22 protein-coding genes and 1 pseudogene are annotated in these 23549 nt (G+C 47.2%); 17 read left to right on the top strand and 6 right to left on the bottom strand.

The window, feature by feature from the left end:
• Positions 1-78: 78 nt before the first annotated feature.
• Positions 79-756, bottom strand: a complete 678-nt coding sequence (locus IQ217_RS13425) for a glutathione S-transferase N-terminal domain-containing protein (protein ID WP_194020329.1) — start codon at positions 754-756, stop codon at positions 79-81.
• A gap of 291 nt (positions 757-1047) precedes the next feature.
• On the bottom strand, positions 1048-1461 hold the full coding sequence (locus tag IQ217_RS13420) for a nuclear transport factor 2 family protein (RefSeq protein ID WP_228025763.1): 414 nt from the start codon (positions 1459-1461) through the stop codon (positions 1048-1050).
• Between the two features lie 363 nt (positions 1462-1824).
• On the opposite strand from IQ217_RS13420, the gene IQ217_RS13415 reads away from it, so the two are divergent.
• Positions 1825-2394: a TetR/AcrR family transcriptional regulator gene (locus IQ217_RS13415; protein ID WP_194020327.1), complete on the top strand. Its 570-nt coding sequence runs from the start codon at positions 1825-1827 to the stop codon at positions 2392-2394.
• Positions 2395-2685: 291 nt separating this feature from the next.
• Here IQ217_RS13415 and IQ217_RS13410 read toward each other — a convergent pair whose 3' ends face one another.
• The 4 genes from IQ217_RS13410 to gghA form a co-directional block, all read right to left on the bottom strand.
• On the bottom strand, positions 2686-3030 hold the full coding sequence (locus IQ217_RS13410; RefSeq protein WP_190596516.1) for a DUF760 domain-containing protein: 345 nt from the start codon (positions 3028-3030) through the stop codon (positions 2686-2688).
• A 105-nt stretch (positions 3031-3135) separates the two neighbouring features.
• A complete protein-coding gene (locus IQ217_RS13405) occupies positions 3136-3960 on the bottom strand; it encodes a TrmH family RNA methyltransferase (RefSeq protein WP_194020326.1) in 825 nt (274 codons plus the stop codon).
• Positions 3961-4034: 74 nt separating this feature from the next.
• The gene (glpK, locus tag IQ217_RS13400; RefSeq protein ID WP_194020325.1) at positions 4035-5561 is read right to left on the bottom strand and encodes a glycerol kinase GlpK; all 1527 of its coding nucleotides are present in this window, start codon (positions 5559-5561) and stop codon (positions 4035-4037) included.
• 50 nt (positions 5562-5611) lie between these two features.
• Entirely contained in the window at positions 5612-8278 is a 2667-nt protein-coding gene (gene gghA, locus IQ217_RS13395) for a glucosylglycerol hydrolase (RefSeq protein ID WP_194020324.1), read from the bottom strand.
• Between the two features lie 246 nt (positions 8279-8524).
• Between gghA and ggpR the strand changes: the two are divergent.
• From ggpR to IQ217_RS13325, 16 genes and pseudogenes are all read left to right on the top strand, one after another.
• Positions 8525-8794 (top strand): annotated as a pseudogene (ggpR, locus tag IQ217_RS19270) (glucosylglycerol biosynthesis transcriptional repressor GgpR); the annotation flags it as partial.
• Between the two features lie 48 nt (positions 8795-8842).
• On the top strand, positions 8843-9007 hold the full coding sequence (locus tag IQ217_RS19005) for a hypothetical protein (RefSeq protein WP_228025762.1): 165 nt from the start codon (positions 8843-8845) through the stop codon (positions 9005-9007).
• Between the two features lie 62 nt (positions 9008-9069).
• The gene (gene ggpS / locus IQ217_RS13390) at positions 9070-10569 is read left to right on the top strand and encodes a glucosylglycerol-phosphate synthase (protein ID WP_194020323.1); all 1500 of its coding nucleotides are present in this window, start codon (positions 9070-9072) and stop codon (positions 10567-10569) included.
• A 145-nt stretch (positions 10570-10714) separates the two neighbouring features.
• A complete protein-coding gene (glpD, locus tag IQ217_RS13385; protein ID WP_194020322.1) occupies positions 10715-12376 on the top strand; it encodes a glycerol-3-phosphate dehydrogenase in 1662 nt (553 codons plus the stop codon).
• Between the two features lie 248 nt (positions 12377-12624).
• On the top strand, positions 12625-14022 hold the full coding sequence (locus IQ217_RS13380; RefSeq protein ID WP_194020321.1) for a lipoprotein: 1398 nt from the start codon (positions 12625-12627) through the stop codon (positions 14020-14022).
• A 57-nt stretch (positions 14023-14079) separates the two neighbouring features.
• Positions 14080-14583 carry a hypothetical protein gene (locus IQ217_RS13375; RefSeq protein ID WP_194020320.1) on the top strand — a complete coding sequence of 168 codons (504 nt, stop codon included), beginning with the start codon at positions 14080-14082 and terminating at the stop codon, positions 14581-14583.
• Between the two features lie 10 nt (positions 14584-14593).
• On the top strand, positions 14594-16081 hold the full coding sequence (locus tag IQ217_RS13370) for a hypothetical protein (RefSeq protein ID WP_194020319.1): 1488 nt from the start codon (positions 14594-14596) through the stop codon (positions 16079-16081).
• Between the two features lie 39 nt (positions 16082-16120).
• Positions 16121-16693 (top strand): Uma2 family endonuclease, encoded by a 573-nt coding sequence (locus IQ217_RS13365; RefSeq protein WP_194020318.1) that lies wholly within the window; start codon positions 16121-16123, stop codon positions 16691-16693.
• Entirely contained in the window at positions 16690-16848 is a 159-nt protein-coding gene (locus tag IQ217_RS13360) for a hypothetical protein (protein ID WP_194020317.1), read from the top strand. Before IQ217_RS13365 ends, IQ217_RS13360 begins: the two co-directional genes overlap by 4 nt.
• Positions 16838-17179, top strand: a complete 342-nt coding sequence (locus IQ217_RS13355) for a nucleotidyltransferase domain-containing protein (RefSeq protein ID WP_194020316.1) — start codon at positions 16838-16840, stop codon at positions 17177-17179. The genes IQ217_RS13360 and IQ217_RS13355 overlap by 11 nt, the downstream gene beginning before the upstream one ends.
• Positions 17176-17313 (top strand): hypothetical protein, encoded by a 138-nt coding sequence (locus IQ217_RS13350; protein ID WP_194020315.1) that lies wholly within the window; start codon positions 17176-17178, stop codon positions 17311-17313. Before IQ217_RS13355 ends, IQ217_RS13350 begins: the two co-directional genes overlap by 4 nt.
• A gap of 75 nt (positions 17314-17388) precedes the next feature.
• On the top strand, positions 17389-20619 hold the full coding sequence (locus tag IQ217_RS13345; protein WP_194020314.1) for a cell division protein FtsA: 3231 nt from the start codon (positions 17389-17391) through the stop codon (positions 20617-20619).
• A gap of 4 nt (positions 20620-20623) precedes the next feature.
• On the top strand, positions 20624-21697 hold the full coding sequence (locus tag IQ217_RS13340; RefSeq protein WP_194020313.1) for a hypothetical protein: 1074 nt from the start codon (positions 20624-20626) through the stop codon (positions 21695-21697).
• On the top strand, positions 21690-22880 hold the full coding sequence (locus IQ217_RS13335) for a DUF2860 domain-containing protein (RefSeq protein WP_228024114.1): 1191 nt from the start codon (positions 21690-21692) through the stop codon (positions 22878-22880). Before IQ217_RS13340 ends, IQ217_RS13335 begins: the two co-directional genes overlap by 8 nt.
• A 172-nt stretch (positions 22881-23052) precedes the next feature.
• A complete protein-coding gene (locus IQ217_RS13330; protein ID WP_190596487.1) occupies positions 23053-23256 on the top strand; it encodes a type II toxin-antitoxin system HicB family antitoxin in 204 nt (67 codons plus the stop codon).
• Positions 23253-23453, top strand: coding sequence for a type II toxin-antitoxin system HicA family toxin (locus IQ217_RS13325; RefSeq protein ID WP_194020312.1), 201 nt, complete (start codon positions 23253-23255; stop codon positions 23451-23453). Before IQ217_RS13330 ends, IQ217_RS13325 begins: the two co-directional genes overlap by 4 nt.
• Positions 23454-23549: the final 96 nt, after the last annotated feature.

The following is a 23549-nucleotide window of genomic DNA, read 5'->3' as shown; positions in this document are numbered from 1 at the left end:
GGATAATTAGGGTTAGTTCGTCTGGGAAATCTGAATTTGTACTACCAATTGCTAGAGAGTGCCAAATCCTGCAGATAGTTACACTGCAATCAGTTGCAATGTCGAGTCGGGAACGGCCAGCGTGCCGAAGCTACTCTTGAATCCGGGTTGAAGAATATTCATACCGATTTGTACCGCAGGACGTTGCTGCATTGTCTCAACCCAGCGGTCAATATGAGGAAACGCTCCCATGGAAATGCCCAGGTAAGAGGTCTGGGCCGCAGCCACCCAGGGAAATGTGGCAACGTCAGCAATGGAGTAACCCCCTGCAATGTAGGGATGATTCTCAAGCTGGCGATCGAGCACATCGAGCAGTCGCAGAGTCTCTCGTTGATAACGTTTAACTGCATAGGTAATCTCCTTGGGAGCCCCATTGCGAAAGTGGCCGAGCTGACCAAACATGGGTCCCACACTCGCCATCTGGAACATCAACCACTCCATTACCTTGACCCGATTTTCTGCGTCAGTGGGTAGAAGCTTTCCGGCCTTTTCAGCCAGATAAATCAGGATGGCACCGGATTCAAAAACGGTGAGATTGTTGTCACGATCGCCAATGGCAGGAATCTTACTATTGGGATTGATGGCCTTAAATTCGGAGGTGAACTGGTCACCTTTGCCAATGTCAATTTTGTGAATGGTGTAGGGTAGTGCAAGTTCTTCGAGCAGAATGGCAGGCTTGCGGCCATTGGGAGTGGTGTAGGTATACAGGTCAATCATGGATCAATTTCCTTAAGGTCAAGTAATCAATGGGAGTTAGTAATCGAGGCAAGTTAGTCGATGCGGAATATTCAATTTGGCGGGTTTTGGGGATAATTGGTCAGGCCGACAGTTCCAGGATGGGCGTGAGATCTGAGGAAGGTCGAGACGGCATTCCATGGGGAGGCTCTCTCGTTCTGCACCCATCTGGAGCGGCAGAGTATGCAGACCATCGCAGGGGAGGAATTTGTCCATTTTGAAATTAGTTAACATGGCAGTCCTCTCGACTTGGATTTAGAACTATGGGATGGTTTATCTTTCCCAGCGAAATTTGCGATCAGACTCTTGGATGGGCACGTCGTTGATGCTGGCTTCGCGGCGCTGCATTTGACCGTTGGGGGCAAATTCCCAATTTTCGTTGCCATAGGCCCGATACCACTGGCCCGAGTCGGTGTGGTACTCGTACTCAAACTTGACGGAGATACGGTTTTCGGTGAAGCTCCATAGGGTTTTCTTGAGGCGATAGTCCAACTCGGCATTCCATTTGCGAGTCAGAAACTCGCGAATCTGGTTACGACCTTTAATAAATTCCGAGCGATTGCGCCATTCTGAATCAACGGTGTAAGCCAGGGACACTTTGTCAGGATTGCGGCTATTCCAGGCATCTTCCGCGGCTTGTACTTTTGCTTTTGCCGTTTCCAGGGTGAAGGGCGGCAGTGGCGGCATGTTTTCAACGGTGTCAACGGCAGGATTTGCGGATGTTGTGAGCTTGGTCATAGGAGACTTCCTCGAAGCAATGTAGAAAGGTCTGTCTATATTCAGACTACAGACAGGTCTGTATATTGTCAACCGACTAATGTCATCATTTCATGGGTTAAGGATGACAGTGCTTTTAGTTCAGAAGCGGCGGGTAATTTTCGGAGTCAGAATGAGCTAGTCAAGTTGGCTGGAGGCGATCGCCCTATCGGTGGAAATGACCCCATAGCAAGCGCTGTATCAAAATCAGTCCCGTTGACAAAGGCTCAATTACATACAAATCTGAAGCAAAAATGATATTATGTAGACTAGTCTGTATAAATTCATGCCAATATGCCCAATACCAAATCATCTTCCAAGCCATCTGCACGTGACCGCATCATGCAAGCGGCATCCACGTTGTTTTATCAAGAGGGGGTGCAGAAAGTTGGTGTTGATCGCATCATCGCCGAGTCGGGCGTAGCGAAAATGTCGCTGTACAACCACTTTAAGTCCAAAGACAGCTTGATTGCTGCTTGGTTAGAGGAGCGTGATACTAGCTGGCGGAGATGGTTTCAGAAAACGGTGGAAAAACGGGCAACCACACCTACCGATCGCCTTTTGGCCATGTTTGATGCCCTGGAAGAATGGTTTTCTCAACCTGATTTTCGTGGCTGTGCTTTTATTAATTCATCGGCGGAGCTGGTGGAGCCTGAACATCCTGGCTATCAGGTCGCGCTCAAGCACCAGCAAGCAGTTTACGAATATATCCTGCAACTGGTCTATGAAGCCGAAATTCCCCATCCGGAGGCGGTGGCGGAGCAACTTTTACTATTAATGGAAGGGTCAATCGTAGTAGCAATGATGCGTCGTCACCCTGGTGCTGCTATCCAGGCCAAGGCTGCCGCGGCGAGGCTCATTTAATTAGTGTATAAACCCCTCTTCACCGTCCCTAGCCGGCCAGAAATTAGGTTGGGAACTTGACCATGGTTGGCCCTTAGTTTATTAAGCAGGAAGCCTAGCCGGAGAAAAGTAGTTTCCGCGAAGGATGTGGAGATTGTTGTACCTTCTGCCCTTAAAACTTGGCAAGGAAACTAGAAGAAAATCGTCCCAGTACTGCAAGGGCTTTAGTGGGTTGATTTAGAGGTAAATTTTGGGTTACCAGTGGAGGCTCTGAGTCGGACAGATCCGACCCTATAAAACTCAGCATCAATATTATGCATTTTCACCGTTGTTGCCGGTGCTTTTAAAAGCTTGTTCAAAGCCCAACCGTTGCTCAGCATTACGGAGAAAATAACCACTCATCATGGCAGAAGCTAAAAGACGGCCCAGATTCTCCCGGCTGGTGCTGATGGTCACCCCAAAATGATCCGGGGGCAGATTGCCCAATAGGCCAATAATATTCCGTTCCATCACCTGAAACACTTCTTGGGAATCGGGTCGGGATAGTTGGGCAATGGTTTCGGGGCTCAACTCTTGAACGTATGTCCACAAACTATCTTTGCCTGCCGTTTCATTGCCGGCAAACAGCGGTTGGGGACGTTGGGGTTCATGGGTCACGACGGATCTCCTCTTCTAGTAATGGAACTTGATTTGGGATTGATCCCGATGGGATAACCATACTCTAACAATTTCGGGAAAGAACCGGAGGGCAAAGAACCGAACTTAATTTGGTGTTGACGCCGACCATTGTTGACGGCGGGCTTCGTATAGCATTACCCCAACGGCGATCGCCACGTTGAGGGATTCCACTGCCGGGGCCTGGGGAATGGCCACTTGCTGGGTAGTTAGTTCAAGTACTGGAGCGCTGAGCCCTTGGCCTTCACTGCCAAAAATTACTATGGTGGGGCGCTGAAAATCAATTTCCCAGAGGGTTTGTTGCCCCTGGGGTACGGTGGCAATCAGTTGCAGTCCCTGGGCTTGGAATTTTTCCAACACTGGCAGCAAGGATTCCTGTTGTTGTTGGGGCAAAAGCAAACTACTGCCGGCGGATGAGCGCAACACTTTGGGACTAGTGGGATCAACGCAGTCGTCGGTTAACCAAATGCCTTCTACTCCGGTGGCGGCGGCGGTTCTGAGAATAGTGCCCAGGTTACCCGGATCCTGTAACCGTTCCAGCACCAAGCCCAATTGAGGCCTGATGGGAGGCGATCGCCAAAACTGATTCATGGCCAAGGTTGCTACCACGCCGTCGGGGTTAACGGTGCTGGCCATTTTGGCTAAAACTTCCCCACTGACCAAATAACTGTAGGCAGACTGGGCCACTAGGCGATCGGCTAGGGTGGGATTTTTGCTCTGCCACACTGCGGTGAAGCAGCCATGATTAAACTGTTTTTCCTCGGCTAAGGCCACCTCCAACAAATGGGTACCTTCCAAAAGAAGCTGGCCCTGTTGTTTGCGTCCCTTGGTTTGGTGCAGTTGCCGCAATTGTTTGACCAGGGGGTTTTGGGTGCTGGTGATAGAGGCAATGTCACTGGGCAATGGGTACACCTTCCTGAATGGGCATGGGCAGAAATGGACAATAAATTAAGCCTATCTTGCCGCAGTTAGGGGGCCAGAAAAACCTACTCCGCCGCCGACTCGGCCCAATTTTTTGCCCGACCAACGGCCTCCTGCCAAACGGCAAAATTAGCCTGGGCATTGGCGGCTCCTTCCCCCGGCTCAAATACCCGGTTAATGGCCCGGTTTTCCACTAGGGCGCGGTAATCCTGCCAAAAACCCACCGTTAACCCAGCCCCAAAGGCGGCTCCCTGGGCAGTGGCATCCAACACCATTGGACGCTCCACTGGAATGCCCAAAACGTCCGCTTGGCATTGCATCAAAAAGTCATTGTTACAGGCTCCCCCGTCCACTTTGAGTTGTTGAATGGCCGCAGGGCTATCTTGGTTGATGGCCTCCACCACCTCCCTAGCTTGGAAGGCGATCGCCTCTAGCACGGACCGCACTAGATGAGCTTTGGTGACGCCGCCGGTGAGGCCTAAAAAAGCGCCACAGGCATTCATGTCCCAATGGGGGGCGCCCAAACCACTCAGGGCCGGCACAAAGTAAACACCGCCATTGCTATCCACACTGCGGGCCAGAGTTTCACTGGCCGCCGCCGAGTCAATTAAACCTAATTTATCCCGTAACCATTGCACACAGGAGCCTGCGGTGAACATACTCCCCTCTAGGGCATAGTCCGTTTTTAAACTTTGGTCGGAGTTGGTTTGGGTCCAGGCTACGGTGGACAGTAGGCGATGCTGGGAACGGGTAACTTTTGCCCCCGTATTAGCCACCAAAAAAGCCCCCGTGCCGTAGGTACATTTCAGTAAACCCGGGCGATCGCAACCATGGGCATAGAGGGCCGCCTGTTGGTCACCAAAAATGGCAGTGATGGGAATTTCTACTCCCAAAATGGCCGGATCCGTCACCCCGAAATGACCCAAGCTGGGTTGCACTTCTGGCATAATCTGACCGGGAATGGCGAACAGATCCAACAGTTTTTCATCCCAGGTAAGGCTATCCAAATTGAGCACCATGGTGCGGCTGGCGTTACTGTGGTCCGTGCGGTGGACTTTACCCCCAGTTAGGTTCCAGAGGGCCCAACTATCAATAGTGCCCGCCAACAGGTTAGCCGGATCAATATCTCGGTTATGTTTGACCCAATCCAATAACCAATGGAGCTTGGTGGCGGAAAAATAGGCATCCAACACGAGGCCGGTGCGGTCATAAATTTCCTCCACATACCCCTTGGCTTCCAAGGCCCGGCAAAAATGGGCGGTGCGCCGGTCCTGCCAAACGATCGCCGGGTGGAGGGGTTGCCCGGTGGTTTTATCCCAGAGCAAACAGGTTTCCCGTTGCACTGTGAGGCCGATCGCCACAATTTGTTGCGGTTGGATAGCGGTTTTTTGCACCACCTCCTGCATGGCAGTTTTAGTATCCCGCCAGATTTCCAAGGCATCATGTTCCACCCAACCGGCCTTGGGATAGGACTGGGTTAATTCCTTGTAAGCTTGGGCCGCAATGTTGCCCTCGTAATCAAACAGAATGGCTCGATTACCCGTGGTGCCCAAATCCAGGGCCATTACATACTGATTTTGCTTGGCTGTCATAGACAGTAACCTCCGAAAATTTAATCATCAAATCTCTGCCTCGATGGGTCCTAGGATTCCCCCTTGAAACGACTGTTACGTAAAATCAAACCCTGGCCGTCTCGCAACTCAAACGCCCGCAATGAATCCGCGGTGGAAGCCACATTCACCCCCGGGGTGGCGATCGCCACTTCCCATTCCTGCAAATCCAGTTGCAACCAATCCCCCAAGGTAACAATCGCTGGCTCTCCCTCCATATGGGTCACCATCACTACCCGGTCAGGATCATCACTGTGGGCCGTGGCCGGGTTAGTCCTGAGGCCATAAAAAAGAGTATGGCCATTTTCATGGACGCGGTTAAATCGATCGCCGTCCTGGAGATTGTGATGTAACCAAGGATTCTGTCGTCGATAATTGCGTAATGTCAGATTAAAACGACTTCTTTCTGGGTCCACCTGGTCCAGGTAATAGGAAACTCGACAGGCTTCGTGGCCATCCTCCATAAACGCCCGGGCAAATTTTTTCAACTTGGGCACATCCAAACGGGTGACAAATTCCGGTTGCTCGGCATGCCTAAACTGACTGAGTAGTTCCAAATCACAGGCCGCCGCTTCCCCATCTTCCTCCGGGTCATAGCCCAAGCAATGGCGACAGGCTTTGGCCACCGCTTCCAGGTGAAAATCTTTTTTAATCATGGCATCGGCCACCGCCTTCATGAAGCGTTGCAACAGTTCCAAATTGCCAAAGCCCAAAGCCTTCAGTTGGGGAAATAACTGGGGATGTTGGTATAACTCCGGGGAAATTTGCCAGTCCAAAAATCCCGCCTCTTCAAAGGCTACTTTGACGCCGTAACGTTCATCGGTGTTGCGGAAAAAGCCCCAGGGACTATGCATCATCGCATTCAAAAAGTCCATCGGTAGCCCCGGACAAAAACCATATACCCACAGCAACGTCGCGGGATTGTCGTAGGCATTGTGCAATACTTCCGGCAAGGTTTTGCCCAAATTCCAGTTAATTTCCGCTTGGTGGTGGTCAATCTGGTTGCCCCGGCGCACGGTGTCGTGGTTGCCACAGCCGGTGATCCATCGATCGCCTTTGTACATTACTTCACAAACCCGTTCCCATTTCCGCTGCCAAAAACCCTTGAGGGAAGGAGTGTTATGGGCAAAAATCAGTGGTCCCCATTGGTAGGATTCCGGCCGCAATTCGATTAACTCTCGGTAGGTAGATTTTTCCTCCCAACCTTCCTCGGGCCAGGGGCGACCATCTTCAAAAATGGTAAACAGCAAACGTTTACAGCCTTGAATTTCCTGCACCACGTCACTCATAGCCAACAAATAGGCATCGTCCTGTTCCACTCGCCCGGTGAGGGGATTGAAAAAGCGAAAATCCTGGCCCCCGTCCACCCGAATACCGTCGGCCCCGGTGTTAATTTTGCGCCGTTGCATTTCCAGCAAAATGGCCCGCACCATGGGCAACTGGTGGTTTAAATCCTGGCCATACATGTTAGGCCCTTTGAAGTATTGCCGATTGAGTAATTCCAACGCCTGGTTATCGGCATGGCCATAGACCAAATCGTAAATTACCTGGATGGGACCACCGGGAAAATTGTGTAACGTGGCAATGAAATCCACCAATTCATCCGGGCGTAAAGTGCCCAACACCGCTGGATTAGTGGCTCCAGAACCGAGGATCGGCACATCGTAGCCCCAATTTTGGGTATTGGGTTTACGCAGGGTGACTTTAATTTTTTCTTCCACCACCACTTCTATCTCCGCCCCTTCTTGCACCTCAATTTCCTCAATCTCCTCCCCGGCGATCGCAAAAAATTCGTGGTCTTGGTTGAAATCCTCCAGGCGATATTCAATGGTGGGTTCGATGGGTAACAGTTGAATAGCGTCGTAACCCAAATAGTTATATTCGGCATCATTGAGGGGTTCTTCCCGGAGTATTTTTTCCCCCAACCGTTGGTAAATTTTGGTCAGCCCCGCCAAGGTGCCTTCCGGGGAAGCGGTATTGATGTGGACTTGCAAAATATTAGTCATGGCTCCCACCCGACAGATGGCCACTTCACTATCTTCATCGGGATGCAAATTCTGATCCACAGGAATGGCCGGGTTGAGCACCGCCGCCCGTTGGGCCTTAAGTTGCTCCGGGTCGAAAACATTTTCAGGATGTTCTTGACATCGGTTCAGGGCTGCCGATCGCCGTAGGTAATCCAAATCCGCCCGTTCCCGCTGTATCTTTTCCATGTCGTACAGTTCCGCCGGGGCAAAAATGCCGTAGGGCAGGGAATAGGCCAGGGGGTCCCTGATCACCAATGTTTTGGACAAAATTGAGTCGTAATAGCGTAACCAGTAGAAAGAGCCCGCTTGATCCTTTCTGCCGGGTCGCATCCCCGATAGCACAGCCCAGACAAATTCCCCCTGCTGGGGCAGTTCAATGCGCTCCCACCGGAATGATGCCGTTTGTTCCGGGGCTTGGAAATCAATTTCCCCCCGGGGAGTAAACACCTCCAGGTAAATTAATTTCTCGGTAAAAGCCCCTTCCCCCGCTAACCGGGGCACCCAAAATCCCACCTGGGTCAGACCATCTTCTCGATAATGGGCCCCAAGTTTTTTCGCCACTTCCCGAGCTGCCTGGAAATAGTTCTCCGGTGATTCGGTGACGGTGCGGGCCCACTTCATTAGTTTTTCTGTTTCGTCTTCAACAAGATGGATGCGATTTAATTCTTTCATACTTAAAAATAAGCCCAAAATAAGCCGAATTTGTCGGGGGAGAAGGGATGTTCAGCACCGTTATTCCCCATCCAAGGGGGTGAAATCCCCGGCAATCCTAGGATAGACCCTGGGCAAACTAGTTCACAGTGTTTATTGTTTTTCCTGGGGCGATCGCCGGGGGCAAAGCTCAATGTTATCAAAACTCCATAAAAAAACTGCAAAAAATCATCCTGGCTGAATGGAAGTCAAAAAGACTAGAAAACGGGATCAAACAATAACAAAAAATCAATTCACCCTGCCCATGGCAATAGTTTTAAGGTTAACAAAAAAAATAGAATTTACCGCAATCAATGGGGAAATTCCCAGAGGATGTTCCCAACTCCAGAAGCAGAAATCTTGCCAGAAAAGCTTTTTCTGTTACTATACTTAACAAGTAACTACTTTTCCCATAGTCCGGGGGCGGCTTTCCAAAAACCAGAGATTGGTGGCTTGCCGCTGCTGTTCTCCCCTGGAACGAGGGGGAAAGGTAATTAGTGTTACGGCATTTTACCGACGGGTTAAGTAATCTTTAACAAAGATTTATTGGCCGTCGCCGTAATTGCCCCCACGGGGGAACGCGATGTCTGCGGACTCGCCCAGGACGTAATCAATTTTTCTGTACCGATATTAGCGGTGAAAAGTTTTATTCAACGTACTAAACTGCCCCGGCGGGAATTAACTTGGGTTCCAGGAAGTCGGGTACATTAGCCGTACTAGACCAGCCCAATAGTTACTTTGTTTGATTCTTTCTTTTGGAGACCGCTGATTTTATGAATTCATCCCTTGTGATCCTTTACCACCGTGAGCCCTACGATGAAGTTAGGGAAAATGGCAAAACGGTATATCGGGAAAAGAAGAGTCCCAACGGGATTTTGCCCACCCTCAAGAGCTTTTTTGCTGATGCGGAACAGAGTACCTGGGTGGCCTGGAAGCAGGTGACCCCAAAACAGAAGGAAGATTTCCAAGAGAAAATGTCCATTGATGGCCTCGGCGATCGTTGCACAGTGCGCAGGGTGCCCCTCACGGCGGACCAGGTGAAAAATTTCTATCACATCACCTCCAAGGAAGCTTTTTGGCCGATTCTCCACTCCTTCCCCTGGCAGTTCACCTACGACTCTTCCGATTGGGAAAATTTCAAACGGATTAATGAAATGTTTGCCACGGCGGCCTGTGAAGATGCCGATGACGATGCCCTATTTTGGGTCCACGACTATAACCTCTGGCTGGCTCCCCTTTACATTCGTCAGCTCAAACCCAACGCCAAGATTGCCTTTTTTCACCACACTCCTTTCCCCAGCGTTGATATTTTCAATATTTTGCCCTGGCGGGAGGCGATCGTCGAAAGTCTGCTGGCCTGTGACCTCTGTGGTTTTCACATTCCCCGTTATGTGGAAAATTTTGTGGCAGTGGCCCGCAGTCTCAAACCGGTGGAAATCACCAGACGAGTTCCCGTAGACCAAGCTTTTACCCCCTACGGCACTGCCCTGGCGGAACCGGAATGCACCACCCAATTGCGCTATGGCGATCGCCTAATCAATCTTGATGCTTTTCCTGTTGGTACCAATCCGGCCAATATTCGGGCGATCGTGGCCAAGGAAAGTGTGCAACAAAAAATCAGCGAAATTAAACGGGATCTGGATGGCAAAAAACTAATCGTTTCCGCTGGTCGGGTGGATTACGTCAAGGGCACGAAGGAAATGCTGATGTGCTATGAGCGTTTACTGGAACGTCGTCCTGAACTGCAGGGAGAAATTAGCTTGGTGGTGCCGGTGGCTAAAGCAGCGGAAGGGATGCGTATTTACCGCAACGCCCAAAACGAAATTGAACGGCTGGCAGGGAAAATTAACGGCCGCTTTGCCAAACTGTCCTGGACGCCGGTAATGCTCTTTACCTCCCCCCTCGCCTACGAAGAATTAATTGCCCTGTTTTGTGCCGCAGACATTGCCTGGATTACCCCCCTGCGGGACGGTTTGAACTTAGTGGCGAAGGAGTACGTGGTAGCTAAAAACGGTGAAGAAGGGGTCCTGATCTTGTCGGAATTTGCCGGTTGCGCTGTGGAACTACCCGATGCGGTGCTGACTAATCCCTACGCTTCTAGTCGTATGGACGAATCCATTGACCAGGCCCTGGCCATGGACAAGGAAGAACAGAAAAAACGCATGGGGAGAATGTACACCGCCATCAAACGCTACGACGTTCAACAATGGGCCAATCACCTGTTGCGGGAAGCCCATGCCGATGTGGTGCTAGGGGAACCCCCCCAGATGTAGGCGATCGCCAAGGCCGGTTGTTGTCGGCGGCTTGTAGCCCAAGAACCATTGTCCCAACCCCCTAAAAATTCCCCAGAGTTAAAGTTTAGGGGGCTTTTTTCCATTCAATTGCACGATTTATTCCTCATTGGAGCATTACCCAGCCATGCGTAATTTCCCAGAAATCCAAAATACGGCCTATGACCTAATTGTGATTGGGGGAGGTATTAACGGGGTTGGTACGGCCCGGGACGGGGCCCTACGGGGCCTAAAAACCCTCCTGATCGAAAAGGATGATTTTGCCAGTGGCACTAGTAGTTGGTCCACCCGCTTAATTCACGGTGGTCTGCGCTACTTAGAATATTTTGAATTTAACCTGGTGCGGGAATCGTTGCGGGAGCGGGAAGTCCTACTCCACACCGCCCCCCATTTGGTGCATCCCTTGCAGTTGACCATTCCGGTGTATGACTGGTCGAGCCGAGCCTATTGGGAAATCCAAGCGGGCATGATTCTCTATGACATTCTCAGTTTTGATAAAACCCTCCCTCCCCACCGGATGTTGCGTCCCCAACAGTTCCAGCAGTTGTTCCGGGCGGCGGAAAAACAAGGCCTGAAAGGGGGAGCCCAATATTTTGATGGCCAGGTGGAGTATGCGGAACGGTTGGATTTAGAAGTAACCCTATCGGCCCAAAATTCGGGGGCTGAGATGCTCAATTATGTGGCTGTGACCGGTTTGGAGAAAGGGGAAAATAATCTGATTACCGCCATCCATTGTCAAGATCAACTGAGCGGAGAAAAATTTACTGTTAATAGCACCCAGGCGATCGTTATCAACACCGCTGGCCCTTGGGTAGATGAGATTTGCGGTTTAGCCCGTCGGGATTCTGAGCCTGTTGCCATTGTCAACGAAAGAAAAATTGGCGGCACCAAGGGTAGTCATATTGTGGTGGATCCCTTCCCTGGCGCTCCGGCTTCCGCTTTATATGTGGAAGCGTTTGTGGATAAGCGGCCCTATTTCATCATTCCCTGGTTGGGTAAATATCTGATTGGCACCACCGACCACCGTTATGACGGCTCCCTCGATCAGGTTAAAGCCAGTGATGACGAGATTGATTACCTCATTGCGGAAACTAATCGGGTGATGCCGGCGGCCCAGTTAACTAGGGGGGACGTGCGCTTCACCTATTCCGGGGTACGACCTCTGCCCTACACCGATGGTAAAAAGGCAGGCAGTATTACCCGCAATCATATTCTTTACGACCACAGTGCGGACGGAGTCAATAATTTAATTTCCCTGATTGGCGGTAAGTTGACTACCTATCGTCAGGTGGGGGAAGAAATGGTGGATAAGGTTTATGGCAAGCTGGGACGCTCTGCGCCTCCCTGTCCCACCCTCACCCAACCCTTACCAGGGGCAGAGGCCTATTCCCTGTCCTTGGAAACTGGCATGGATAAATACGGCGATCGCCTGGAACGACATTCTATTCAACATTTATTTTGTGTTTACGGTGCCAGGGCAGGAGAAGTTTTGGCTTTAGTGCATGGGGCACCGGAGTTGGGGGAACGGATTATTCCTTCCTTGCCAGATATTAAGGCTCAGGCGGTTTTTGCCGTCCAAGCAGAAATGGCCCATACCTTGGTGGATATTTGCCGACGACGCACGGCGATCGCCATGGTGACGGACGATTACGGCTTTAGCGCTCTGGCCGGCATTTGCCAAACATTAATGGACCACTGTGGCTGGACCCAGGGCCAATGTGATGAGCAAATTCAAAAGTACCATGAATATATGGAGCAAAACTGCATTCCCGATTATTGTCTCAACTAAAAAGGTTTAGAAAAAGCCTCAACTAAATGGGGGGCTTTGAAAACACTCTTTGCGAGGCTGGCAAACCTTTGATTTGCTGCCCACAGTCTATGGAATCTCGATAGGATCACCCAAGGAACTCTCGCCTAGAATTGAAGTTATGGAGGGCGAGCCGCAGCCGCTTGATTTTTGCAAAACAGTGCCCTAGGCTAATGGCCGAACTCTCGTTCTGATGAATCATTTCCATTATTGTTTTTCTGGGTTTTGGTGTGAAAAGCTGGATTCTCTTCTCGGTGTTAGTTCTGGCGTTAGCAGGTTGTGGTCAAAGGGGAGGTTTGCCCTGTGTGGAAACGGAACAACTAGGCGATCGGAGGACAGAACAGCAAGAGGCCCCAGGGCCCTTTGAAAACCTGAATGTGCTAGTGGGGGTGGATGCCAGTGAGTCCATGGTGGGGTTTGTCAGCCAACCCGGTAGTCGCTACGGCCAGGCGATCGCCTCTTTGCACACACTGCTACAAAACAAAAATCTGCCCACTTCCTATTGGCGGGTGGGGAGCAATGACACCATTAACCAAGCCCAATCTATTTCAGCGGCTCAATTCCTAGCAGCCAGTAAAGCGCCCTTTTATTGTCGTCGGGATCAACCCATAGCTGAATATCCCTGTGTTTCTAGTACCCTGGGGCAACTTTATGAATTAGGCACCGAGACCACTGGCGGCACTAATCCAACCTCAGAAAATGATAATGGTGAGGAAGATAGCAACAACCCCACGGCTCCCCGCAGTCTGAAAATTTTACTCACCGACCTAGAACCGGATGATGCCGCTGTCGGTCAAATTTCTGGGTTAATTAGCAAAGAGCTGAAAGAAAATCCTAACTACAAGGCCGTACTCTTAGGGGTTCGCAGTCAGTTTCGGGGCAATGTGTACTCTGCCAACGCTAGTTATCCCACCTTTGTTTACAACACCGCTGGCCAAGATGTGGATCAAAAAGGCCGACCATTTTTCATCTTGATGACGGGGCCCCAGGACACCGTGGATGAAATGGTGAAGGAATTCCGTCGGCTTCCCCTGGATGTGAACAAAGCCTTTCGGGCTTCTGCCTTTGAACTGGGCCAAGCAGATACAGTCACCCTGGACAATAGTTCTTTCAAAGATGATATCCAGGAATGCGTTATTGAAATTGGTTCTGTGGATAGACAAAGGCCCAACCAAGACCAGGAAAGGGATTGGCTCATGGTCGAACAAACTAATTGTGGCGAAAATTCTTCCCCCCCTTTGCCTCCTTTGGAGTTAAATATTCCTTCTAAAAGTACCGTTTCCCTCACTGGCGGCGAGCTAACCCCGGATCTTTTCAACATTTCTGAATCCTTTGTGTCAGTGAAAAAAGCAGAAATTGTTCAAAATCCAGGGGGAGAGGATGCCCGCCTTTTATTAACTGCCGTTTTTGATGGCAACAAGTTACCCCAGGGACAAGGCAAACTGGTTTACGTCACCCTTGGCGATCGCCAGTTGGATCAAGCAGTGTGGCAGGATTGGGACATGGACATCGGTAATCCTAACGGTGCCAAAACCCAAAATTTACTACTTTTCGTGTCGGGATTGCGGGGGGCCGTGGCCAATGACCAGGACGCTGTTAAGTTTTGTCTCGGCTATAGTCACTATTAGCTTACTTAATCAAAATTTTTGCTAATCTTCACGTATTAGTTCGTCAGGATAGGGGTTATGAAAATTGCGGAGATAGTGGCCCTTGTGGTGACAGTGGCGATCGCCACCATGGTGATTTTTGGGCTACAACCATGGCTATTGGGCGGAAGCGGACTGCCTTTGAGCTTATCCCGGGGTAACTTGGACAAATGGGCCGCAGAGATATTATTTCCCACCCTTTACCTGGTTTATGCCCTAGGGGCAATGCTACTCCTGTTCTGGATTGCCAAAGCCCTCAATGGTAGTTTCACCAGGGCTCAAGACGTACTGAGTACCGGCGGCCTCTGGTGGATACTCGCCATTCTCCTCGGTGTGGTGACTATGCTAGCCCTAGTGGGTCTAAGTTTCTTCAACGGTTGGTTTGATGACACCCGTAACCTAGAACCCTTCTTCTGGTTACTGGGGTTCATTATTGTCGATGTGTTGTTAATTTTTTGGCTGCCCACGGCCCTGGCTACCCCCAAATCCATGCGCTACGTGCCACCGGGGTCAATGTTGTTACGCAAAATTTACGGAGGTTAGAGCTTAGGCCATGCGAAAAATCTATGCCATCGGTGTGGGAGGCAGTGGAGCCAAATGTGTCGAAGCGGCCATCTTTCTCCATTCCCTGGGCCTGTACGGTGAGAACTCGGAACTAAGAATTTTATTAGTCGATGCGGACACTTCCAACGGCAACTCCCAAAGGACTGGGGTAAATTTCCGCACTGCTGACGATGCTCAAAAAGCCTTTGGTCAAGGGAAAAGTCCTTTAATGGACGGGCAATTTTTCCACTACGGCACCTGGAATCCCCTGGGGGATCAAATTCACAACACTAACCTAGCGGCAGTTTTCAACAAACAGGCTTTGCGGGCCAGTGCTCCCCCTTTGGCAAAATTGTTTGATGCTCTCTACAGCCCAGCGGAACAGGAGGCAGATTTAGGGGTGGGATTTAGGGGCCGGCCTCCCATTGGTTCAGCGGTGATGAGTCGGTTGGAACTAGATAGTCTGCAACAAACCCAGGCCGGCGGCTGGCAACAATTATTCAATAATCTGACCACGGATTTGGGCGTCGGCAAAAGCGGTGATGTGGTGGTGCATTTCTTTGGCAGTATCTTCGGGGGAACTGGTGCGTCTGGAGTTCCTACCTTGGCTAAATTAGTTAGTAATCAGTTAAGACAGGACAATCTCCGGGTGCGTATCCACGCCTCTTTGCTGTTGCCCTATTTTGCCTTTGAGCGGCCCGACGACGGGGATCAGACCGTATTTGCCGAAACTCGCTTTTTTGCCCTCAATACTCAAGCGGCGTTGCAATATCTAACTGAACAGTCGGAAGGTTGTTTCGACAGTGTGTATTTAATTGGGGACAATGCTCAAACCAGATACGACTCCCACACCGGGGGCAAAAACCAGGAAAATGGCGCCCATTTTGTGGAGTTGTACGCCGCCTTGGCCGCTAACCATGGTTTCGATCAACCGATGGGGGAAACGGTGGCCCATTACATCAGCCGAGCAGATGTTAATAGTCTGATTTGGACGGACTTGCCGGATGACGAAATCGCTAAATTAGCCCTCAGTAAGGGAGTCAGGTTTGCCTACGCTTGGTTCTACAACTTCTCCTTGGAATTGGAAGCGGCCCGGAAGTTGGGTGGCAAAAAATTTGCCAAGGGCGCTCCTTGGTTCCAGCACTTTTTTGCTCTTAGGGCAGGGGAAGGGGACAAACCCCTGGTGGAAGATGCCCAGGAAATGGCTAAAAATGATCTACTCACAGCCTGGGCTAGGAAGTTTTTGCAATGGGCCCAACAGGTGTCCTCCGCCCACGTCAATGGGGAACAACTTTTTCAGTTAAAACATTTGGATGATTTAAACCAAAGCCCTGGTTACCGTGAACATCTCCATCAATTAATTATTGATAAAGAACGCAGTCAAGCGGCGCAAAATGGCGATCGCCTAGATACGATCAAGAACCGTTTGGCAGATGAGGGCAAAAGTTACGACAATGGCGTTTTTGGTTTAGCCCACGCTCTGTTTGCTTTGCTTTAGATTGGGATGGAAAACGTTTGCCATTTGAGGGACATAACCATGCTAGCCAATGCTGAAATTAATTATCAAACTCCCCAAGAATACCTAGATTGGGAAGCCCTGCAGGAATTTAGGCATGAATATCTGGATGGGCAAATTTTAGCTATGACTGGCGGAACCATTGCCCATAATTTAATCGGTCTGAATTTGGCGACTTTACTAAAAAGTCATCTTCGGGGCACTGGTTGCCGAGTGTTTATGGCCGATGTCAAGGTAAAAGTGGCCTTGGCGAGTTCTTTCCATTATCCCGATGTGATGGTTAGTTGCGATGACAGGGATCAAGAGGCAGTGCAATTTATTCAATTTCCTTGCTTTATTGCTGAAGTTTTATCCCCTAGCGCGGAGGCCTATGATCGGGGTGAAAAGTTTCGTCGTTACCGACAATTACCAAGTTTGATGGAGTACTTGTTGGTTGACAGTAACAAAATGGCAGTGGATCTTTTTAGTCGTAATAGTCAAGGGCGTTGGGAACTAATTAGTTATGAAGAAGGGGATTTATTATCTCTGGAAACCATTAACTGGGAATGTTCTTTAGCGTCCCTTTATGAAGATGTTATCGGAGGCAAAAAATGATCGATACCTATCTGGTGGAAAGGGATTTAATTTTTCCTGCCCTTGACCGAGTGGCAATTTGTGACAGTCCACTTACTAGCAATGATCCAATTATTTCCCCCCAATTTCCCGACATTAATTTATCTGTTAATCAGCTTTTTGATTATGGCAACTAGCACTTTTTCTGGTCAATTTACCCTAGCTGATACTCTGACAAAACTCAGAGCTGATTTGGCGGAACTTTATGGAGATAGATTGGCGAAAGTTATTCTTTTTGGCTCCCAGGCTAGGGGAGAGGCAGAAACCACTTCTGATGTTGATATTTTGGTGGTATTAAAAGGCAAAGTCGATCCCGTAGCAGAAATTAATGCTAATAGTAATTGGTTAAGTGATTTTTGTCTGGAGACAGAGCAGTTAATTAACCGTATTTATTTATCGGATACAGACTTTGCCCATGAAGACACAGTTTTACTAAAGAATATAAAGAGGGAAGGGGTTTTACTATGAATAAGGAACAGTATTTAGGGGATTACGGTAGGCCTGATTATATTTCCTGTGAAGAGGCTCAAATTCAAATCACCAATGCCTGGGAATTTTTAAAATTTACTCAAAATTACTTGGGCTTTAATAATACAGAGTAATTATCTACCTTTTTGTTATTTTCATTTTCTTATTTTTATCTTGTCTAATTTTTCTCCTTAAACCCCTTCCCAACTATGGCTAACCAACCCCTACTTCCCAAGACTAACCAAGATTTTGCCGGTGGTTCTGCTCCAGGGGAATGGATCGCCGAGGGAGTAGGACTCTTTAATCGCTTGGGTAATAGTTTGGAGTTTGAAGCAGGTGCTTACCGGGAAGTAAATTCGATCCCCAGCCCTTGGTCCCGGCCTCTGCAATTAATTTCGGCTTTTCGCAACCGGCAGTACCCCAGTCGGGATTGGCTAATTGAGCAATATCGGGGTTTATTGACCGCCCTAGCCCTGGCGGAGAACTTGAATCTTAAAATCACGGCCACCCAGGTACGGCTAAAGGATTATCAAGATAAGGAATTTGCCCGTTGTTTGTGGAAATTGCGCCCCAACGATAGGGATAATGTGTTGCCGATGGTGCCCCCCGATGGCCCCTGGGCGGAATTGTATTTGTTTGAACTAGACGGGGTGGCGATCGGTATGACCAGTCCGGCCACCATTGTCTGCCCCACGGGTTATTTTTCTGATTCCTTAAGTCGGCGCATTGCTTGGATTAAAAATGGCTTTTTCACCAATCCTATCAATAACGGCTTAGCCCCCAATCAAAAGGAAGTGTTGTTGCCTTGGCTAGAAAATTTAAAAGGTACCTTGATGCGTAATCCCCAAAATGAGGATTTAGCGGGGCGGGTCTCAGGGGTGATAGACGACTATATCAGGGATTTGGGTGTCACCACCAGTAATGTTTTTCGACCCACCACGAAAAATCTACCGTTTGGCATTCCCCTTGCCCCAGAACTTTTTCGAGCACTTGATCCAGCGGAGGCGGTGCAAACTCCTTCCAATGTGCGGGCAATAGCTTCGGTTGGTCGCAATCCTAGCAAGCAACTTTACATTATTGATCCAGTACAGTTACCAAGTCTTCTGGCCAAACAACCCCAGGAAATTAATGTCATTGATGCATCTCCGTTACTCAATTTTGACCCTAATCTTCACCGCCGTTCTGATGCCATCTTTGCCACTCCAGCAGATATTTTTGAGCCTAATCTTTATTTCCACAAAACCAAAGGCTTATTGCCCGGCACATGGTTAGACCAAAAATTAAATTTGGATAATCTAACTATCCTGCTACCCTTTAAATCTTTTCTGCGGGAATATTTCACCAGTGAAGATTTGGAAAAACAGGTGGAGTTAAGCCCCGTTTCCACTCCAGAAGGTCCAGGGGTACGGGTTTCGTTAACGGTACAAATATCGGGATTTGATCGTCCTGTGGCCTACACCATGTTCCAGGAATATCCCCTCAAGGCGGAAAACGAAATTAAGCAAGATTTTCCCACCCTCGCCCTCTGGCCCAATGTGCCCCCCGCTTTGTGGAAGGAGTATTTCCTCCTGGTTGAAACCACGGAAGAATACGGCGAGTTAGCTTTTCGGGTGGATCAACCTACCCCCAATGCCCAGTCAGAAAATCGGCGATCAGGCCAGGAAAGTTACCAGTACTGGAAATGTGATGCCTACCCTGATGTCCTCCTGGCGATCGATAAAAATGCCCAACCATTGGGTTTGATTCCTCTGCGGGTGCCCAAAGCCCAGGGGGGTAATGCGACCACTTGGACAGTGGGAGTCGACTTCGGTACTTCGTTTACCAATGTTTATGTGCGGAAAGGCTCCAGCGGCGCTCCAGAAAGATTACAGTTACAAACTAATTTGCTCAAAATTACCCATAGTCTGGAGGATATTCAAACAGTAATTTATCGAGAGTTCTTCATTCCCGATCTGCTTTTACCAGAAGGGAAAAATCCTCCCATGTCAACGGTGCTAACAACCAGAGGATGGGCAGAAAGTGAAGGGGAAATTCCCAATTTAATTACCAATGCCCGCATTTATGTTCCCCGCCTGGACAAGTATGAGTTTGACAAGGAATATATCAAGACCAATATTAAGTGGAAACAGGTGCAATACCAGCGACCTTTCCTGGGGCAATTGGTGCGAATGATTTCTGCTAAAGCCGCCCTGGAAGGAGTCCGCAACATTGAATGGAGTGTATCTTATCCGTCCGCTTTTTCCCCCATGGACATCAATCGATATAACGGAGCTTGGCAACAGGTATTAAAAGATTTAGATATAACTTCAAATCAAAATCATAATTTACAGGGACAGAGTATAAAAACAGAAAGCATTGCCTTTGCACAATTCTTTGGCGATGTTTTGAGTAAGCATTTAATTTATACTACTTGTGTGGATATTGGCGGAGGTACATCGGATATTTCCGTTTGGCAAGATAATCAACTGGTTCATCAAGCATCAGTTCCTTATGCGGGAAGGGATATTTTTCACAGCATTTTAGAGCCTAATCTGGCCTTTATTGGTGACATTTTTGGTCTACCTCCAGAAGCAGGAAAATCAGTGGCTAAAGTGTTGGGAAATCAGCGTAACTTTAATGCTTCTTTGGATATTTATCTACGAGCTAATTCAGAGAGAATTTTATCTGAAGGCTACATTATGAATGCAGATAAGCCTCGTAATCGTCAGTTTCGCACTTTGCTAGCATTATCCTTCGGTGGACTTTTTCACTATTTAGGGATGATACAAAAAGAACTAAAGAAAGAGAAACTTTTTAATGACTCTAGTATCATTACGTCAATTTTAATGGGAGGCAACGGATCTCGTTTCTTGCATTGGTTGACTCCTAGTGGTGTCTATACCCAAAACTCGGAAATTAACGATCTAGCCTGTGGTATCCTGATGCGAGCTTCTGATCTAAATAAAAATCCTGACCTATTAACTCTCTCCCCTCAACCTAAGGAAGAAGCTTGTGGTGGATTAGTCGTATCATCAGAAGGGACTAAGCTAAGTGGTTTTTTAAGTAAGAAAAAAGATTATCCTTTTACCGGAGAAAAATGTCTCATAAATGGAGAAGCTTTTACTTCTAGTGACCGTTTGAATGTTTTAGATCGTGGCTGGGAAGAAATTAATTCTTTTGAAATCACTACCTATGATCAACTGGAAGAATATTTGAAGAATTTTAACGACATCTTACGAGAAGAATCTATCCAAGAAATTGATCAGCTCAGAAACTTCAATCAGGGCGGTCTCTTTAGTATGGATAGCGACTTCCGTATATTGCTAGAAGCGAAAGTTAAACAGGCTTGCTTAAGGAAAGTAGGGCCTACATCAGAATTTGAAATTGATCCTCCATTTCTAATAATTTTTAAATGTTTTATTGCTATTCTCGCCGAACAATGGTCTAAAACTGTAGGTTAAATAAATGAAAATTATTAACAAATTTATACACACTTTTGTGCTTTGTAATTTGGCAGTATTTAATTATTGTTCTTTAGCACAAGCTTTGATAGATCAACCAGAACCAAATCAGCGAGTAAATCCATATTTCATTGGCACAGATGATCAAACAAATAGAACTGAGTTTGCAATAGATCAAAGTGAAACAATTTTACGGATAACTCGAAATAATTCCTTGTTAATAACGGCGTATCTGGGTGTAAGTAGTGATTCTCAACCTAAAGAAAATAGAGCAATTTCAACAATTGCTGGAATTTGGAAAGGGCTAATGGAGGTTAAAGCTCCCTATTTAGTCTCACTTTTATTGCTGTTTATTTTACTGAGCTTATATGTCTGGTGGCTGGATAAAAAGTTGCAGGAACTAAAAGAAAAAATCAAGAAAAATTACGCATTGACTAAAAGTTATCAGGACAAAATAGCCAGTGATCTTTCAGTAGTCAAAAATTATTCAGATAATCTATCTCGTCAACTTGAGAAAATAATTCGGGAGATGAATAAAATCGAGAAGAGGATTATTCAACTAAGATCGAACCGGTCAACGTCTCAACCATCAAGACAGTATGGCCAGGAATGGGACAGTGCATCTGACTACAACGACTATAATTATGACCCAGCAAGGGGGTCAGCTTTTCTAGGGAAAGTAGAAATTTCTCCCTCAGATACTTTAAGTATAATTGTAGAGAATTTTAATAAGGGCCATGAAAGCCACTTTAATAATGACTTATTTTTCTTTTTAAAGCCGACTTCTGCTACCAATTTAGGGAGTCAGGGTGTCGATATTAATGCTTCAGCAAAAGTGGAATTTGAAAGGGCATCGGACAACACAGCCCAGGCTTCTTATATTGGGTTTAAACTTGATGATCAAAACACCTATATAGTTCCTAATCTGTTTAATAAACGTTGGAAGCAAGTAATAACTAATGATGATAATAAAATTTTTGAATGGTACGATTCTAGCTATGTTTTGGTTGAACCAGCAATGATAGAAAATACTGGAAATGATATTTGGCGATTGATCAAGTCTGGGAGGTTTGATTGATTTCGGATCAATGTTAAACTTTAAATATATTCCTATTCTTGCTATTCCAATAATCTGGATCATTCAACCGGTTAATGCCCAGGAAAATAATCCTTGTCCAGTGATGAGGGATTATCAGATGTCATTTTCTGATTTTAATTTGGATGTTTACGACATTCCCAATATCAATGGTGAAATTATTGCTGAAATCCCCGCCGGTAGAAGATTTTCGTTATCCGACATATATCCGAAATATTATGATGGCTTTTGCTGGTATGAAATTGTCACTTTTTCCGTAGATGAAAGGGGCTGGATTAGTTTACAACCAAGAGAAAGCCAAGTTAATAATCTTCCCTATTATCCAGATGAACCGATCAGTCCAACCATTGCTCCGACGCCGACTCCTACAGTAAATTCGAGTAGGGCAGAAACCACCACTGAAATTGGTGTTCAGAAAAATCAAGATTTAATCATTGCAATTTATTGGTTTATTGCTGGGGCCATCGGTTTAAGCATTATTAGCGGCAAGTTGGCAGTTGATTTGTTGAATAATCTTTCGACTAAGCCTAGTAAAAATAAATCTCTCAAGCAAATAGGAAGTCAAACTTTAAAAAAACTTAAGGGTTCTAGGGTTAATGGCCGTGCAAAACAAAAAGTTATTAATGTCACCCAAACTGACATTGATTTGCCAGATGAAGCCGAAGAAAATACACCAAATTCAATTATTGGAGCAGATGTCTATAGTCATTTCTTAGCAAATGACTTTACCCAAATCAAAAACAATGTAAACACTGATCAAGAGAACATTGAAGACTTGAGCCAACCTTTAGGATTAAGTTTAGAATATTGCATCATTAATTTTAACCAGGGCAATAAGGCTTTTTTTGATGATCCGTCCCAGTTTCAATATCTTAAGCCCACAGCAAGTGTTATCCATGGCAAAGTAGGAAATCTTGGTCTTGGCGATCGCCAGGAATTTGAAGAAGGAGAAAAGAGTCAGGCTTCCTATTTAGCCTTTACCATTGGGGAAGAAATTTGGTTAATTCCGAATCTGTTGCTGAGTCGCTGGCAAAGACTACTGGCTAACAATTCCTTTTTTGACAGCTACTCTAATTTACAAAACCCTAAACTAGTCAAGCCCGCTAAACTCATCCTAGTAGGCGATCGCCGTTGGCGAATGGTCGAGAAGGGCGTGTTTAATTAAAATTATTAACAGTAAGAGATAAATTAAACAATATGGCTAGTAATCATCCGGATGAATTAAATCAAGCTAAGCTAATTCAGCTGAAAAAATCAACCATTAACTATAGTTATTTCCATTGCTGGAAAATTTTGTTAACCTACAATTAAGAAAACCTTACAGAAGAGAGGATTTTATGAAATTAAAGATTGTTGTCCATCAAGCTGAAGAAGGAGGATTTTGGGCTGAGGTACCCGCGATTCCAGGCTGTGCTACTCAGGGAGAAAACTTTGAAGAATTATTAACTAATCTATATGAGGCAGTTGAAGGCTGTTTATCCGTCGAACTAGAGATTCCTGAAAATTCTAAGAATACTCGAATCATGGAAATTGCCATATGAAATCATTATCTGGCAAAGAATTCGCCAAAATCTTAGAGAGTAATGGCTGGTCTTTAGTCAGAATTAATGGCAGTCATCATATTTATAAAAAGGAAGGTCAAAATGAAAGAATTTCTGTGCCTATCCATGGGAATCAAGATTTAAAAATAGGATTACTTCGTCATTTTATCCCTCTTTCATCAAAATGGGTGAATTAGAATGGAGATAAAAGGCTGGAAAGCTTGGAGGGAGTATGACGAAGGTAAGAGAAGCGAAAAAGACAGTACAATGTGTAGACACGTATAGTGAACTGT

The organism is Synechocystis salina LEGE 00031 (assembly GCF_015207985.1).
In the GTDB taxonomy this organism is placed as follows: domain Bacteria; phylum Cyanobacteriota; class Cyanobacteriia; order Cyanobacteriales; family Microcystaceae; genus Synechocystis; species Synechocystis salina.
Note: the sequence above shows the minus strand (reverse complement) of the source record. Positions and strands in the feature narration are given on the sequence as shown.

Bases quoted from the DNA above. Each gene is read 5' to 3' on its own strand.
- IQ217_RS13325 (WP_194020312.1), top strand. From the start codon at position 23,253: ATGAAATCATTATCTGGCAAAGAATTCGCCAAAATCTTAGAGAGTAAT.
- IQ217_RS13350 (WP_194020315.1), top strand. From the start codon at position 17,176: ATGAATAAGGAACAGTATTTAGGGGATTACGGTAGGCCTGATTATATT.
- gghA (WP_194020324.1), bottom strand. From the start codon at position 8,278: ATGAAAGAATTAAATCGCATCCATCTTGTTGAAGACGAAACAGAAAAA.
- IQ217_RS13360 (WP_194020317.1), top strand. From the start codon at position 16,690: ATGATCGATACCTATCTGGTGGAAAGGGATTTAATTTTTCCTGCCCTT.
- IQ217_RS13375 (WP_194020320.1), top strand. From the start codon at position 14,080: ATGAAAATTGCGGAGATAGTGGCCCTTGTGGTGACAGTGGCGATCGCC.
- IQ217_RS13365 (WP_194020318.1), top strand. From the start codon at position 16,121: ATGCTAGCCAATGCTGAAATTAATTATCAAACTCCCCAAGAATACCTA.
- IQ217_RS13345 (WP_194020314.1), top strand. From the start codon at position 17,389: ATGGCTAACCAACCCCTACTTCCCAAGACTAACCAAGATTTTGCCGGT.
- glpD (WP_194020322.1), top strand. From the start codon at position 10,715: ATGCGTAATTTCCCAGAAATCCAAAATACGGCCTATGACCTAATTGTG.
- ggpS (WP_194020323.1), top strand. From the start codon at position 9,070: ATGAATTCATCCCTTGTGATCCTTTACCACCGTGAGCCCTACGATGAA.
- IQ217_RS13355 (WP_194020316.1), top strand. From the start codon at position 16,838: ATGGCAACTAGCACTTTTTCTGGTCAATTTACCCTAGCTGATACTCTG.
- IQ217_RS13415 (WP_194020327.1), top strand. From the start codon at position 1,825: ATGCCCAATACCAAATCATCTTCCAAGCCATCTGCACGTGACCGCATC.
- IQ217_RS13340 (WP_194020313.1), top strand. From the start codon at position 20,624: ATGAAAATTATTAACAAATTTATACACACTTTTGTGCTTTGTAATTTG.
- IQ217_RS13420 (WP_228025763.1), bottom strand. From the start codon at position 1,461: ATGCCGCCACTGCCGCCCTTCACCCTGGAAACGGCAAAAGCAAAAGTA.
- IQ217_RS13370 (WP_194020319.1), top strand. From the start codon at position 14,594: ATGCGAAAAATCTATGCCATCGGTGTGGGAGGCAGTGGAGCCAAATGT.
- IQ217_RS13330 (WP_190596487.1), top strand. From the start codon at position 23,053: ATGAAATTAAAGATTGTTGTCCATCAAGCTGAAGAAGGAGGATTTTGG.
- IQ217_RS13425 (WP_194020329.1), bottom strand. From the start codon at position 756: ATGATTGACCTGTATACCTACACCACTCCCAATGGCCGCAAGCCTGCC.
- glpK (WP_194020325.1), bottom strand. From the start codon at position 5,561: ATGACAGCCAAGCAAAATCAGTATGTAATGGCCCTGGATTTGGGCACC.